This window comes from Terrabacter ginsenosidimutans, assembly GCF_039539425.1.
Classification (GTDB): domain Bacteria; phylum Actinomycetota; class Actinomycetes; order Actinomycetales; family Dermatophilaceae; genus Terrabacter; species Terrabacter ginsenosidimutans.
The window spans coordinates 407,578-423,202 of sequence record NZ_BAABDC010000001.1; the positions used below are offsets into that span (position 1 = coordinate 407,578).

Consider the following 15,625-nt stretch of genomic DNA (forward strand, 5'->3'; position numbering starts at 1 on the left):
ATGGGCGCCCTGCAGCGGTTGGCCGTGACGACGGCGCTCGCCGTCGTCACGGCCACGGCCACCGCAGTGGTCCCCGCGAGCGCCGACGTCGGAAGCCCGGGCAACGCCGTCAGTCCGGAGGTCCCGCCCGTCCGCGCGGTCGCGGCCACCTACAACATCCACGCAGGCGCCGGAAGCGACAACGTCTACGACCTCGACCGCACGGCGGCGGCCATCCGTGCCCTCGACGCCGACGTCGTGGGCCTCGAGGAGGCCGACGTGCACTGGGGCGACCGGAGCCACTGGGAGGACACCGTCGCAGCGCTCGGCCGCCGCCTCGGGATGCGGACGGCGTTCGCCCCCATCTACAGCCTCGACCCGGTGGCACCGGGACAGCCCAGACGCGAGTTCGGTGTCGCCCTCCTCTCCCGCCATCCGATCGTGGCTGTCGAGAACCACGACCTGACGCGGCTCTCGACCCAGGACCCCGACCCGGTCCCGGCACCCGCGCCGGGCTTCCTCGAGGCCACTGTCCAGATCGGCGGGGCCCGAACCCACGTCTACGTCACGCACCTCGACTACCGCGGCGACCCCACGGTGAGACGCCTCCAGGTCGCCGACACGATCGCCGTCCTCGACGACGACCCGGCCGGCGCCAACCAGGTGCTGCTCGGTGACCTCAACGCCGATGCGAGCGCCCCGGAGCTCGCCGGCCTCTGGACCCGCCTGCGCGACGCCTGGGCCGTGGCCCCGGTCCGCGACGGCGCGCCCGGCCTCAGCTACCCCGCCATCAGCCCCTCGAAGCGCATCGACCTCGTCGCCGTCTCCCCCGGCGTCGGTGTCATCGACGCGACCACCGCCCACGACCCCACCCTCGTCGGCGCGAGCGACCACAGAGCCGTCGCCGCGACCGTCGTGCTCGACCAAGGATCGGAGAGCTCCAGATGACGAACCTCAACCGCAGACAGCTCCTCACAGCCGGCGCCCTGAGCGCCGTCGCCATCCCCGCCACCGCAGCGGGTTCCGTTGCCGCGCAGACCGGCCCGACGGCATACGCCAGCAGCTATCCCAACAACCCCGTGACGACAGGGGCGCAGAGCGCGGCGGCCTCCAACTGGTCCGCGCTGTCGGGCCAGAAGGTCGGCGTCATCACGAACCCGACCGGCATCCTCACCAACCTCCGCACCATCGTGGACGAGATGCACGAGTCCGGCGCCGTCGACATCGTCGGTGTCTTCGGTCCGGAGCACGGCTTCCGCGGCACCGCGCAGGCCGGTGACTCCGAGGGCAACCACAAGGACCCGCGCACCGGCCTCATGGTCTACGACGCCTACGGCGCCAATGCGGACAAGATGACGGCCCTGTTCCGGACAGCCGGCGTCGAGACCGTCGTCTTCGACATCCAGGACGTCGGCGCGCGCTTCTACACCTACATCTGGACGATGTACACGGCGATGCGCGCGGCCGTCGCCGTCGGCGCGCGGTTCGTCGTCCTCGACCGCCCGAACCCCATCGGAGGCAAGGCGATCGGGCCGATGATGACCACACCGTGGACCTCCGGCGTCGGAGCCAAGGAGATCGTCCAGGCGCACGGGATGACCGTGGGCGAGCTGGCCCGCTACTTCGACGGCGAGTTCCTCACCGCCGACGCGGGCGGCCGCCTCGCCGACCTGTCCGTGATCGAGGTCAAGGGCTGGCGCCGTGACGTGCCGTATGCCGTCACCGGCCTCCCGTGGGTCATGCCGAGTCCCAACATGCCGACTCCTGACACCGCCCTGGTCTATCCCGGTACCGGGATGTTCGAGGGCACCAGCCTCTCGGAGGGACGCGGCACGACGCGGCCGTTCGAGCTCGTCGGCGCACCGTTCGTCGACTACAAGTGGGCCGAACGCCTTGCGGCACTTGGGCTCCCGGGCGTCGGCTTCCGTGAGGCCTACTTCTCCCCGACCTTCAGCAAGCACACCGGGAAGGTGTGCGGCGGGGTGCAGGTCCACGTCACCGACCCGTCGTCATTCGACCCGATTCGGTCCACGGTGGAGATGCTCGTCGCGGCCAAGGCGCTCTACAGCGACTTCGCCTGGCGCTACGACTCCTACGACCCGGCGAGGCCCTACTGGATCGACAAGCTGACCGGCTCGCAGCGACTGCGCACCCAGATCTCGGCCGGCGCTTCCGCCGACGAGGTCGTCGGAGCGTGGCGCGACGAGCTCGCGGCCTTCGACGCCAAGCGCCGGCAGTACCTCATCTACCGCGGCCCGGCCGCCTGAGCCCGCCGCCCGCCGTACCCGACAATCCAGGAGTGACATGCGCCTGCGCACCCTCGTCCCGGCTGCCCTGGGCGGTCTCGCCCTCGCGGGCAGCCTCGTGACCGCTGGACCCGCCGGCCGCGCCACGGCCGACGACTTCAGCAAGCCCGACCGCGGGTTCGCCCCGCCCAACACCGTCCTGTCCGACGCGAGCCCGGCCTCGCTCGGCCTGGACCCGGCGCCGATCGCAGAGGCCGTGGACCGGATCCACGCCCACGAGCAGGTCGACGCGAGCGGTCACCCGCTCTTCGCCGGCGCCGTCGGGATCATGGGCCACGAAGGACGCATCGTCGAGCGTGACGCCAGCGGCTGGGCGCTGCGCTACGCCGACGCGGCGAACGAGCTGCCCCGCGACCAGTGGGAGCCGATGCGGACCGACACGATCTTCGACCTCGCCTCGGTCTCGAAGCTCTTCACCTCCATCGCCGTGGTCCAGCTCATCGAGGAGGGCCGCGTCTCCCTCGAGAGCCCGGTTGCGGCATACCTCCCGGAGTTCGCGGCCAACGGCAAGGGGTCGGTGACGGTGCGCCAGCTGCTGACGCACACGTCGGGGTTCACCTCGTGGCTGCCGCTCTGGAGCAGGTGGCCCGACAAGGCCTCGCGCATCAAGGCCGTCCTGGACCAGCCGCTGACCAACGCGCCGGGCACGACCTACCTCTACAGCGACCTCAACCTCATCACCCTCGGCGTCATGGTCGAGAAGCTGCGCGGCGAGCCGCTCGACGCCGTCGTGCGCGACCACATCACCGCGCCGCTCGGGATGAAGGACACCGGCTACAACCCCACCGACAAGGGTCGGACCGCCGCGACGGAGTACCAGACGGCCCCTCCGCGGGGCATGGTGCGCGGGGAGGTGCACGACGAGAACGCCTGGTCCCTGGGCGGCGTAGCCGGGCACGCCGGGGTCTTCTCCACCGTCGACGACCTCGCGGTCCTCTCGCAGGCACTGCTCAATGGCGGCACCTACCGCGGCGAGCGCATCCTCAGCCGCAAGAGCGTCGAGGCCCTCGTCACGAACTTCAACGGGGCCTTTCCCGGTGACTCACACGGTCTGGGCTTCGAGCTCGACCAGCGGTGGTACATGGATGCCCTGAGCGGCCCGCGCACAGCGGGGCACACCGGCTACACGGGCACCTCGATCGTCATCGACTTCACGTCACGGTCGTTCGCGATCCTGCTCACCAACCGGGTGCACCCCTCGCGCAGCTGGGGCTCGATCAACCTGGCCCGCCGCGAGTGGGCCCACGGCCTGGCAGCCTCGATGGGCATCCGCCCGCGACACGGCGACACGGCGTGGTTCACCGGCTCCGACAACGCGACGACCACCACGCTGACGACCCGGGCCCTGCCCGTGGGATCGGGCGGAGCCCGGCTCGGGTTCGACCTCTTCCTCGACACGGAGGAGACCGACCTGCTCCACCTCGAGCGTTCCACCGATGGTGGGGCCACGTGGACGGCGCTGCCCTTCGAGGTCGTCGACCGCGGCCAGACCGAGACGGCCGACGGCGTCATCTCGGGCGCCGGCACGAGGCGCTGGGTGCAGGTCCGGGCCGACCTGCCGGCGGGCTCTCAGCAGCTGCGCTGGCGGCACGCGACCGACGGCGGCTACCTCGGCCGTGGCGTGGCCGTCGACGACGTCCTGGTGCAGGGCCCGGGCGGCGTCCTGCTCGACGGCGAGAAGACACCTGACGCCTTCATCGCCGACGGCTGGCACCTGGCCGGCCGCGACGCCGTAGCGTAGGCCCATGCCCAGGACCGAGGACGGGGCCTCGTCCCCCGCAGGCGCCGCGAGCGCATCGCTGCTCATCCGCCTGCGGGGGATCAAGCCCTCACTGTCACCCGCCGAGGACCGGGTCGCCGACATCGTCCTCGCCGACGCGCGACGCGCGGCCGGGCTCACCATCAGCGAGCTCGCCACGGCGGCACGCACCTCCGAGACGACGGTGCTCCGCTTCTGCCGCCGCCTCGGGCTGCCGGGCTACCCACAGCTGCGCCTCGCCCTCGCCGAGGAGTCGGCCCACCCGCGCACGATGAGCCGCAGCGGCACCGACATCAGCGCGAGCGACACCATCGACGACATCATCGCCAAGGTGGCCTTCACCGACGCGAGCGCCGTCGAGGAGACCGCCCAGCAGCTCGACCGCGAGGCGCTCGCCTCGGCTGCGGCGGCCATCGCCAAGGCGGGACGCGTCGACATCTACGGCATCGGCGCGAGCGCGATCGTCGGCACCGACCTGCAGCAGAAGCTGCACCGCATCGGCATCGTCGCCTTCGCGTGGAACGACCCGCACATCGCCCTGACGAGCGCGACGCTGCTCGGCCCGGGCGACATCGCCGTCGGGATCTCCCACTCCGGCACGACGACCGAGACCATCGAGGCGCTGGCCGCGGCACGCTCCACCGGCGCCCGGACCGTCGCCATCACGAACTTCCCGCTGTCCCGGCTCGCGTCCGGCGTGGACTTCCTGCTCACCACCGCCGCCCGCGAGACGAGCCTGCGCTCGGGCGCGACGGCGAGCCGCATCGCCGCGCTCACCGTCATCGACTGCCTCTACATCGCCGTCGCCCAACGCAACCTGCGCCGCGCCCGCAAGGCGGTGGCAGACACCCGCGAGGCCGTGGCCGGCCACCACGTCAGCGACTGACCGTCCCACCCCCGAAGCAGTCGAGTGAGCGTCCAGCCACAGTCGAGTGAGCGCCCAGCCACAGGCAGACGCCTACGGTGTGGGACGAGCGGGACGGGCCGCTCACTCGAGTGGGAGTGAGTCGGGGGACCGTGACGGGAACGTTACTCATTTACAGCATTGACGCCGGATGCGTAGGAAACTAACCTCGCACGGGTGAGCAGCGAGGTGACCGTGGACGCCCCCACCGAGGAGCGCCATCCGGGGACGACGTCCATCGACACCCACACCTCGCTCGACATCCTCCGGGCCCTCAACGCCGAGGACGCCACCGTGGCCGGGGCCGTCAGCGAGATCCTGCCCGAGCTGGCCCACCTCGTCGACCGGGCCGTCGAGTCGCTCCGGGCCGGAGGCACCGTGCACTACTTCGGCGCCGGCACCTCGGGCCGTCTCGCCGTGCTCGACGCAGCCGAGTTGCGCCCTACGTTCAACGCGCCCGCCGGTCTCGTCGTCGCCCACCACGCCGGCGGCCCCGCCGCCCTCCTCCAGGCCGTCGAGAACGTCGAGGACGACGTCGACCTGGGCCGGTCCGAGGCCGACGTCCTGGCTCCCGGCGACGTGGCCATCGGACTCACCGCCTCGGGGCGCACGCCGTTCGTGGCCGGTGCCCTCGCCCGGGCGCGGGAGCTGGGCGCCGTCACGGCCCTCGTCACGGCCAACCCCGACGCCGAGCTCGCCGTCCACGCCGACATCCTGCTCGCAGTGCGCACCGGCCCCGAGGCCCTGACCGGGTCGACGCGCCTCAAGGCCGGCACCGCCCAGAAGCTCGTGCTCAACTCGTTCTCGACGGCCGTGATGATCAGGCTCGGTCGCACGTGGAGCAACCTCATGGTCGACGTCGTCGCCACGAACGCCAAGCTCCGCGGCCGGGTCCTGCGCATCCTGCGCGAGGCCACCGGCGCCGACGCGGACCAGGCCCGTGACGCCCTGGACGCGGCCGACGGCGAGCTCAAGCCGGCCCTGCTATCGATGCTCGCCGGCGTCGACGCCGCCGTCGCCCGCGACGCCATCGCCGCCCACGACGGCTCCGTCGCACGCGCCCTGGCCTCCCTCGACGGCCAGGCCAACCCCTGACGCTGGACCCGAACCACCCTCCCCCACCCACGTGCCGACCCCCAGGCACCTCGCAGAACCCGACAGGAGCACCACCATGACGTTCGCCTCACGCCCTCCCGGCTCGTCGCGGCGCGCACGCCGCACGGTCCTCACGATCGCCGCGCTCTCCGGAGCCCTGCTCGTGACCGCCTGCTCGCCCTCCTCGTCGGGCTCGTCGGGCTCCACCGGGGCCGGTGGCGACGGGAAGGTCACCCTCACGGTGTGGTCGTGGCGTGTGGAGGACGAAGCGGCATACAACAAGATCTTCGACGCGTACGAGAAGGCGCACCCCAACGTGAACGTCGACTTCAAGGCGTTCAAGGCGACGGAGTACAACAAGATCCTCGCAACCGGTCTCGCCGGCTCGAGCGGTCCCGACGTGCCGCAGGTCCGGTCCTACGGCCAGCTGCAGGGCACCGTCGCCAGCAAGTCGCTGCTGCCGCTCGACGGCAAGGTCGACCTGTCCGGCTGGGACGAGAACGTCGTCGCGAGCGCGAAGGGCAAGGAGGACGGCAAGACCTACTCCGTGCCGCTCGCCCGCCAGACGGTCCAGATGTTCTACAACCAGGGCCTGTTCGACAAGAACGGCCTCAAGGCCCCGACCACGTGGGACGAGTTCCTCGCCGCCAACGACAAGCTCATGGCCACGGGCGTCACGCCGATCGCCGTCGGCGCCAAGGACGACTGGACGCTGCCGATCGTCCACGAGGTGCTCGCTGCCTCCCGCTTCGGCGGCAAGTCGTTCCAGAGCGAGGTCATGTCGGGCAAGAAGTCGTTCACCAACCCCGACTGGGTGGCCTCGGTCAAGGTCGTCGGCGACCTCGAGAAGTACATGCCGAAGAACGTGACGGGTGTCGCCCAGACGGACGCCCAGACGCTCTTCTCGGCCGAGAAGGCCGCGATGATCCCGGGCGGCAGCTTCGACCTGTCGGTCCTGCAGAAGGCCAACCCCGGCATGAAGATCGGCATCTTCCAGGTGCCGCCGGCCCCGGGCTCGCCGAGCGGCTCGGCCGCGACGACGGCAGGATGGGCCGATGGCAACTTCGGCGTCTCCGCCAGGTCCAAGCACCCCACCGAGGCCACGGAGCTCGTCACGTGGATGACCTCCAAGGAGTTCGGCCAGATGGTGAACGACGACATCAAGCAGATCTCGGCCGTGCCGGGTGTCGAGCCGACCGACCCGCTGCTCAAGCAGATGAGCGACAACTACAACAACTCCGGCTCGCCCTACCTGCTCCTCACCGACTTCCGCTACGGCGCGCCGACGGGCACCGACCTGCTCGGCAAGGGCCTGCAGCAGATGCTGCTCGGCTCCAAGGACGCCGCGGGCGTGAGCCAGGACCTCGACACGGGCGTCAAGACCTGGTTCAAGCCGAGCGCGTGACGGTTCCTGCAGGAGACACAGCATGAGGCGCCGTACCGGCCTGCTCTTCGTCGCACCGGCGCTCGGGCTCTTCGCGGTGTTCGTGCTCTACCCGATGGTGACGGCGTTCTCCTACGCCTTCTTCTCGTGGCAGGGCACGACCCGCGGGGAGTTCGCGGGGGCCCAGAACTTCGTGACGCTCTTCACCCGGGCCCCGTTCACGACCGACCTGCCGCAGGCCCTGCTGCACAACGTGCTCTTCTTCGTCGGCACGATGCTCATCCAGAACACGTTCGGGCTGACGATCGCCTACCTGCTCTACAGCCGTCCGCGCAGCCGGCGGATGCTGCAGACGCTCTACGCGATGCCCTACCTCGTGAGCCCGATCGTCATCGGCTACCTCTGGACCCTGCTGCTGTCCCCGACCTTCGGGCCGGTCAACACGCTGCTGACCAAGGTGGGGCTCGAGTCGTGGGCCCTCCCGTGGCTCGGAGACCCGAAGACGGCGATCTGGGTCGTCATCCTCGTCAGCGTGTGGCAGTGGATCGGCTTCCCCGTGCTGCTCTACGGCGCGGCGCTCGGCGGCGTCCCGGAGGAGCTGACCGAGGCGGCCCGCGTCGACGGAGCGACCAACCGGCAGGCGTTCTTCAAGATCACCCTGCCGCTGCTCGTGCCCGCCATCGGGACGGTGTCGGTGCTGACCTTCATCTTCGCGATGGAGGCCTTCGCCCTGCCGTACGCGTTCGGCGGGTCGACCGGAAACCCTGCGGGCGCAACGGACTTCGTGTCGCTGCTCTTCTACCGCACGGCGTTCGACTCGGGGGCGACCGACGCCATCGGCAGCTCGTCGGCCCTCGCGACGCTGCTCTTCCTCATCATCTTCGGCGGCGCCTACGCCGCCACGGCCGTGCTGCGCCGTCACGAGCGGAGGATCACCGCATGACCACGGCCGTCGTCACCACCGAGGTCCCCCAGGAGCAGGCCGCGCCGCGTCCTGCCCAGGAGAGGCGTCGCCGCCCACCGCGGGTCAACCGTCCCGTCGGCGGCGCGGGAGCCGGCGTGCTCCTGTGGGGGTATGCCGCTCTGGCGCTGGTGCCGCTGCTGCTGATGGTGAGCAACAGCTTCCGCTCGAACGCCGACCTCATCACGGACCCGCTCGGCCTGCCCACTCCGCCCACGACGGCGAGCTACGTCGAGGCCTGGACGACCGGCAACTTCGCGACGTACTTCGGCAACTCGCTCGCGGTCACGGTCGGCGCGGTCGCGATCTCGACGTCGGTCGCGACGATGGCGGCCTACGCCCTCGCCCGTGGCCGGTCCCGCATCTTCCGGTGGCTCGAGTCGCTCTTCCTGTCCGGCCTCATGCTGCCGATCCACCTGGCGATCCTGCCGATCTTCTATCTCTTCGACGGCCTCGGACTCATCGACTCCCGCTTCGGCCTCATGCTGATGTATGCCGCGTCGGGCATCCCGTTCTCGATCTTCGTCCTGACGACCTTCTTCCGGCAGCTGCCCGAGGAGCTCGAGGAGGCGGCGGCCCTCGACGGTGCGAGCAGCTGGCAGACTTTCTGGCGGATCATGGTGCCACTCGTGCGGCCCGCGCTCGCCACCGTCGCGGTCTTCCGCTTCGTGCCGATCTGGAACGACTTCCTCTTCCCGCTCGTGCTGCTGCGCCGCGAGGAGAAGTACACCCTCCCGGTCGGGCTGACCAACTTCTTCGGCGAGAACGCGACGAACTACTCGGCGGTCTTCGCCGGACTCGTCATCACGACCATCCCGCTCATCCTCCTCTTCCTCGTCGCCACCAAGCAGATCGTGGCTGGACTGACCGCCGGCATGGCGAAGTGATCGGCTCGCCCGCATGAACGAGTGCACCGGGGTCGTCGCCGTCGACGTCGGGGGCTCGGGCCTTCGCCTGCAGAGGTATGCCGGGTCGCCCGGTCCCGTGCTCACCGCTCCGGGGGTACGGGTCGGGTCGGGCGGGATCGACGTGCCTGCCCTCGTGGCCGACGCCCGGTCGCTGCTGGACGGCGGTGACAGCGAGATCGACTCTGTCGCAAGGCAGCCCGAGGTCGTCGTGTGGTCCATGCGCGGCCTGCTCTTCCTCGCCGACCGCACCGACGTGCTGCGCACCGTGGCCCAGGGCCTGGGCGCCCGGCGCACCGTCGTCGTCAGCGACGCGGTGGCCAACCTCGTCGGCGCGACGGGCCGTATCGGTCCCGGGGCAGTCGTCGCGGCGGGCACCGGGGCGGTCGCCTTCGGGACCGACTTCGACCGGCAGTGGCGCCGCGTCGACGGGTGGGGGCACGTCCTCGGCGACGCCGGGTCGGCCGCCACTCTCGGCATGGCCGGCCTGCGGGTCGCCCTGCGCGCCCATGACGGCCTGCCCGACGGATCGTCCTCACTGCTGAGCGCAGCGGTCGACCTGCTCGGCCCACCCGAGAGATGGCCGCGGCTCGTCATGACGACCACCGACGCGCCCGAGCGCCTCGCTGCCGTCGCGCCGCTCGTGACGGCAGCCGCCGAGACGGACCCGGTCGCGCGCGCCCTCTGCGGACAGGCGGGCAGCGACCTCGCGGACTCGCTGCTCCGGGCGGCCGACGGCCTCGAGCACCCCGTCCTCACCGCGACCGGCGGCCTGCTCGCGGCCACCCCCGTCGCCGAGGCGCTCGACCGTCGTCTGGCACAGGTCGGGGCCCGCCGCTCCCCCGCCCTCGGCGGGGCGCTCGAGGGCGCCCTGCACCTGGCCCGGCAGCTGCGGGACACGGGGCACGTTCCGGAGCACCCGGCATACGTGATCACGCGGTGAACGGTCGCGGCACCTGACTGCAGGGACGGATGAGGCCATGGGGGCCCGTGGGGCGCTTGACGGGGGTACCGTCGCAGGTGGCGGTTTGCCTGATTTGCGTCGCGGCCACAGGGACCGACGGCCCACCCCACCGACTGCTGCTCAGCTCGAGAGGTTCTGACATGCCCGCTACCTGGTGCCGACTCACGGCTCTCGTCGGCGCTGCCGCGCTCACCCTCGGCGGTGCGTCCGGCGCGACGGCCGAGCCGCTCGCGGCCTCCGCGTCCACCTCGCCGGCAACGGCTCCGGCTGCGGCGGTCGCCGCGTCGGCACCGGCCGTCCCCGTCGGCACGCAGTCGGTCGACTACCGCGGCATCCACCTGTCCGTGCCCGCGGACTGGCGGGTGGTCGACCTCGACGCCGACCCCACGCGCTGCCTGCGTCTCGACATCGAGGCCGTCTACCTCGGCACACCCGGCGCCCAGCAGGACTGCCCCGCGCACCGGGTCGGCCGCGCCGACACGATCTGGCTGCACCCGGGGTCCGACCGCGCGACCCTCGCGACCACCTCGAGCCCGACGACCGTCGGCGCGCTCAGGGCGCACACCGGTTCCGACGACGTCGCACGGACCAAGGTCGCGCGCTTCACGGCGCAGGACGTCCAGGTCGACGCCACGTGGGGCGCCCGGGAGTCGACTGTCGACGACATCCTGGCGACCGCGACGACCGCGACGACCAGCTCGACGACGAGCTCGACCAGCTCGACCAGCTCGACCAGCTCGACGAGCACGGCGACGAGGTCGGGGACGCCGACGGCGACGTCCACCTCACCCTCCACGTCGACGGCCCGCACCCCCTCCCCTGCCCTGTCCGCCGCGTCGGTGGCCGCTGCCTCCGGACCACGAACCTTCACGGGCATGGGTTTCGACGCGTGCGCCGCACCGAGCCTCGCCACGATGCAGGCCTGGCTCGCGTCCCCCTACCGCGCCGCCGGCATCTACATCGGCGGCTCGATGCGGGCGTGCCCCGACGGCAACCTCTCCGCGAGCTGGGTCAGCCAGGTGAGCTCGATGGGGTGGGGTCTCATCCCGATCTACGTCGGCCCACAGGCGCCGTGCGTCAACCAGACGAACCTGGCCACGATCGACCCGGCGAAGGCGGCTGCACAGGGCAAGGCGGCCGCCGTCGACGCCGCCGGACGCGCCGCGTTCTTCGGTCTGGGCGCCGGGTCGCCGATCTACTACGACATGGAGGCCTACGCGCCGAGCGCCTCCTGCAGCTCGACGGTCCTGACCTTCCTCACGGCCTGGACGCAGGAGCTGCACGCCCGCGGCTACACCTCCGGGGCCTACGGCAGCACCGCCTCGCTCATGGTCGACATGTCCAAGGCCGTGGGGACGGCCGGCTTCACCGCGCCCGACAACGTGTGGTTCGCCAACTGGAACGGCCTGCAGACCGTGTCCGACTCGGCGAAGTATCCCGAGTTCCGTGACACCTACTGGGCCAACGGGCAGCGGATCCACCAGTACAGCACCGGCAGCGAGACCTGGGGTGGCGTCAACATCAGCATCGACGCCAACTGGGTCGGCGGTCGCGTCACGGGCAACCCCGTGCCGATCAGCTACGGCGCCGGCATCGTCGGTCCCGGCGGCCCGTCGTTCCTGTTCACCGGCAACATGTACTACTGGAAGCCCAACCAGGGGCAGGGCCTGCAGGGTCGCGCCTACTACACGTACACCACCTACTCCGCGGACGGCAGCGTCGAGGAGAACGGCGCCACCTGGTCACCCAGCCTCTCGACCGGCCTGTATGCCGTGAGCGCCTACATCCCTGCGACGGGGGCGACGGCGAAAGCCACCTACTGCGTCACGGACGCGAAGGGCACGACGACGAGCTCCCTCGACCAGTCGACCCTCTCCGGCTGGGCACCCCTGGGCACCTACCTGGCGCGCAGCGGCACGTCCGTGCGCGTCCACGCCAGCGACAGCAGCACGAGCTCGACCACCAAGCAGGTCGGTGTCGACGCCATGCGGTTCTCGCTGGTGGCCACGGCACCGTCGGCTGCCACGTCGGTGACCGCGGTCCCCGACAACGGCCGCGCGACCGTCCGCTGGACCGCCGCGACGGCCAACGGCAGCCCGGTCACGAGCTACACGGTCAAGGCCTCACCCTCGGGCAGGACGGTCACGGTGTCGGGCTCGTCGACCGCCGCCACGGTCACCGGGCTGACCAACGAGACGGCCTACACCTTCACCGTCACGGCGACCAACGCCGTGGGTCCCGGTCCGGCATCGACGCCGTCGGCCGCCGTCCGGCCGTCGTCGTTCTCGCACCTCGTCCCCGTGGCGCCGACCCGGATCCTCGACACCCGTTCCGGCACGACGACCAACCCGGTCCGGACCCCGCTCGCCGCGGGCGCCGCCCTCACCATCAAGGTCGCCGGGGCCGCTGGCTCCCCGGTCCCTGCGGGGGCGACGGCTGCAGCGGTCAATCTGACCGCCACCGCGCCGCAGAAGGCCGGCTTCCTCAGCGCCGACTCCACGGCCACGACCGGCAGCTCCACCGCCAACTTCGCGGCCGGCCAGACCGTCGCCAACCTCCTCGTCGGTCGCCTCACCTCGACCGGCACCCTGACGATCGTCAACCACTCCGCCGGCACCGTCCACGTCGTCGCCGACGTCACCGGCTACCTCACCACCAGCGGCACGAGCGACAGGTGGACGAACACCACTCCCACGCGTCTTCTCGACACGCGCTACGGCGCCAAGGCCAACACGGTCCGGGGTGCGCTCGCCGCCGGCGCCTCCCTCACCGTCAAGGTCGCCGGGGTGTCCGGGTCCCCGGTGCCCGCCGGCGCGACCGCCGGCGCGATCAACCTGACGGCCACGTCTCCCCAGCGGGCCGGCTTCCTCAGCGCCGACTCCACGGCCACGACCGGCAGCTCGACCGCCAACTTCGCGGCCGGACAGACCGTCGCCAACCTCCTCGTGGGTCGGCTCACCTCGTCGGGCACCCTGACGATCGTCAACCACTCGGGTGGGACGGTCCACGTCATCGCCGACGTCACCGGCTACGTCACGACGGCGAGCACCTCGAACCAGTGGGCCACCTCCTCCCCGACCCGGCTGCTCGACACCCGCTACGGCACGCGCACCAACGCGGTCCGGACCGCCCTCGCCGCCGGAGCCTCCTTGACCGTCAAGGTCGCCGGCGTCTCCGGCTCCCCGGTGCCCGCGGGCGCAAAGGCCGCCACGGTCAACCTGACCGCGACCGCACCGAAGACCGCGGGCTTCCTCAGCGCCGACTCCACGGCGACCACCGGCAGCTCCACTGCCAACTTCGCGGCCGGGCAGACCGTCGCCAACCTCCTCGTCGGCCGGCTCAGCTCGACCGGCACCCTGACGATCGTCAACCACTCCAAGGGCACCGTCCAGGTCATCGCCGACGTCACCGGCTACCAGCGCTGACCGCGGACGACGATCGCCGACCCGGCCCGATCGGGTACGTCCCCGATCGGTCCCGGCACCCCGGTCTACGCTCGGGACCATCCCTCACGAGCCGACTGGAGCCCGCATGCCCGAGCACGACGCCCACCGCCCCGGACTCGGGTCCATGCCCCACGAGGGCGGCACCGCCTTCCGCGTCTGGGCTCCGAACGCCGACGCCGTCGCGGTCACCGGCAGCTTCACCGACTGGTCCGGCGACGGCCACACGATGGTCTCCGAGGACAACGGGCACTGGTATGCCGACGTCGAGGGCGCCCGCCCCGGCGACGAGTACCAGTTCGTCATCACCAACGGCGACCAGCGCCTCATGCGCATCGACCCGCGGGCCCGCGTCGTCACCAACTCCTCGGGCAACGCCGTCGTCTACGACCGCGATGCCTTCGACTGGGCAGGCGACACGTTCGGCTGCCCGCCCCACGACGAGCTCGTCATCTACGAGACCCACATCGGCTCCTTCGTCGCGTCCGAGGGCGACGCCGGCGATCTCGGGGGCCTCGCCGGCAAGCTCGGCTACCTCGCCGAGCTCGGGATCAACGCCGTCGAGCTCATGCCGGTGGCCGAGTTCGCCGGCGACTACTCGTGGGGCTACAACCCGTCGAACCCGTTCGCGGTCGAGAGCGGCTACGGCGGCGCCGACGCGCTCAAGGGCTTCGTCAAGGAGGCCCACCGCCACGGCATCGCGGTGATCCTCGACGTCGTCATCAACCACTACGGCCCGAGCGACCTGTCGCTGTGGCAGTTCGACGGCTGGAGCGAGAACGACAAGGGCGGCATCTACTTCTACAACGACGATCGCTCGTCGACGCCGTGGGGCGACACCCGTCCCGACTACGGCCGCGAGGAGGTGCGCGCCTACCTGCACGACAACGCGCTGATGTGGCTCGAGGAGTTCCACCTCGACGGGCTCCGTTTCGACGCGACGCTCTACGTGCGCACCATCGACGGTCTCGGCACCGACGACCTGCCGGAGGGCTGGGACGTCCTGCGCTCGATCACGGCCACGATCCGCGAGCGCCACCCCGACAAGATCCTCATCGCCGAGGACCTCCAGTCCGACCCAGCCATCACCTCCACCGAGGACGGCGGCGCCGGGTTCCACGCACAGTGGGACACGAACTTCGTCCACCCCGTCCGTGGCCTGTTGACCGCCGTCGACGACGCCGAGCGCTCGGTGACCGAGCTGGTCCAGGCCCTGCGCGGCAACGACGAGCCCTTCCGCCGGATCGTCTACACCGAGAGCCACGACGAGGTCGCCAACGGCAAGCTCCGGGTACCGCACGAGATCGACGGTGACGACCCGAGCGGGTGGGCACCGCAGAAGCGCGCGACCCTGGGCCTCGCGATCGCCCTGACGACCCCGGGTATCCCGATGTTGTTCCAGGGACAGGAGTTCCTCGAGGACGAGTGGTTCCGCGACGACGTGCCGCTCGACTGGGAGCGCGCCGAGCAGTTCCGCGACATCGTCCGCCTCGGCCGGGACCTCATCCACCTGCGCCGCGACGTCGACGGGGTCTCCCGCGGCCTGCGCGGCGACGGCTTCGAGGTGCTGCACCTCGACGACGAGGCCAAGACCGTCGTCTGGGCCCGCCGTGCCGGCGCTGACGACGTCGCCGTGGTCGCCGTCAACGCGAGCGCCGAGCCCCGCGACATCACGACGGGTATGCCGTCCGCCGGGCTGTGGGCGGTCCGCTTCAACTCGGACGCGTCCACCTACAGCGCCCTCTTCGCCGGCCACGAGACCGATGACGTCAAGGCGGTGGAGGAGCCGCTCGAGGAGCAGCCTGCGAGCGGCACCGTGTCGGTGGGCGCCTACAGCCTCGTGGTGCTGACCCCCGCCTGACCCCCGCCTGACCCCCGCCCGACCCCGTCTGACCTCGCCGCGTCGTGACCGCCAGCCTCGCTCT

General features: G+C 71.4%; 11 protein-coding genes. All 11 read left to right on the forward strand.

What is annotated here, in order from left to right:
- The 11 genes from ABD831_RS02030 (at nt 1) to ABD831_RS02080 (ending at nt 15,561) form a co-directional block, all read left to right on the forward strand.
- Entirely contained in the window at nt 1–927 is a 927-nt protein-coding gene (locus ABD831_RS02030) for an endonuclease/exonuclease/phosphatase family protein (protein WP_344940778.1), read from the forward strand.
- The gene (locus tag ABD831_RS02035) at nt 924–2,246 is read left to right on the forward strand and encodes an exo-beta-N-acetylmuramidase NamZ family protein (protein WP_344940781.1); all 1,323 of its coding nucleotides are present in this window, start codon (nt 924–926) and stop codon (nt 2,244–2,246) included. Before ABD831_RS02030 ends, ABD831_RS02035 begins: the two co-directional genes overlap by 4 nt.
- A 37-nt stretch (nt 2,247–2,283) precedes the next feature.
- Complete coding sequence (locus tag ABD831_RS02040) at nt 2,284–4,026, forward strand: serine hydrolase domain-containing protein (protein WP_344940784.1); 1,743 nt, start codon at nt 2,284–2,286, stop codon at nt 4,024–4,026.
- 4 nt (nt 4,027–4,030) lie between these two features.
- A complete protein-coding gene (locus ABD831_RS02045) occupies nt 4,031–4,930 on the forward strand; it encodes an SIS domain-containing protein (protein ID WP_142176582.1) in 900 nt (299 codons plus the stop codon).
- Nucleotides 4,931–5,125: 195 nt separating this feature from the next.
- Entirely contained in the window at nt 5,126–6,043 is a 918-nt protein-coding gene (locus ABD831_RS02050; protein WP_344940787.1) for an N-acetylmuramic acid 6-phosphate etherase, read from the forward strand.
- 76 nt (nt 6,044–6,119) lie between these two features.
- Entirely contained in the window at nt 6,120–7,448 is a 1,329-nt protein-coding gene (locus ABD831_RS02055) for an ABC transporter substrate-binding protein (RefSeq protein ID WP_344940790.1), read from the forward strand.
- A gap of 22 nt (nt 7,449–7,470) precedes the next feature.
- Entirely contained in the window at nt 7,471–8,370 is a 900-nt protein-coding gene (locus ABD831_RS02060) for a carbohydrate ABC transporter permease (protein WP_344940793.1), read from the forward strand.
- Nucleotides 8,367–9,275 (forward strand): carbohydrate ABC transporter permease, encoded by a 909-nt coding sequence (locus ABD831_RS02065; protein WP_344940796.1) that lies wholly within the window; start codon nt 8,367–8,369, stop codon nt 9,273–9,275. Before ABD831_RS02060 ends, ABD831_RS02065 begins: the two co-directional genes overlap by 4 nt.
- Before the next feature lie 13 nt (nt 9,276–9,288).
- On the forward strand, nt 9,289–10,236 hold the full coding sequence (locus ABD831_RS02070) for an N-acetylglucosamine kinase (protein WP_344940798.1): 948 nt from the start codon (nt 9,289–9,291) through the stop codon (nt 10,234–10,236).
- Nucleotides 10,237–10,397: 161 nt separating this feature from the next.
- Nucleotides 10,398–13,682 carry a glycoside hydrolase domain-containing protein gene (locus tag ABD831_RS02075; protein ID WP_344940801.1) on the forward strand — a complete coding sequence of 1,095 codons (3,285 nt, stop codon included), beginning with the start codon at nt 10,398–10,400 and terminating at the stop codon, nt 13,680–13,682.
- 106 nt (nt 13,683–13,788) lie between these two features.
- Nucleotides 13,789–15,561 (forward strand): alpha-amylase family glycosyl hydrolase, encoded by a 1,773-nt coding sequence (locus ABD831_RS02080; RefSeq protein ID WP_344940804.1) that lies wholly within the window; start codon nt 13,789–13,791, stop codon nt 15,559–15,561.
- Nucleotides 15,562–15,625 lie beyond the last annotated feature (64 nt).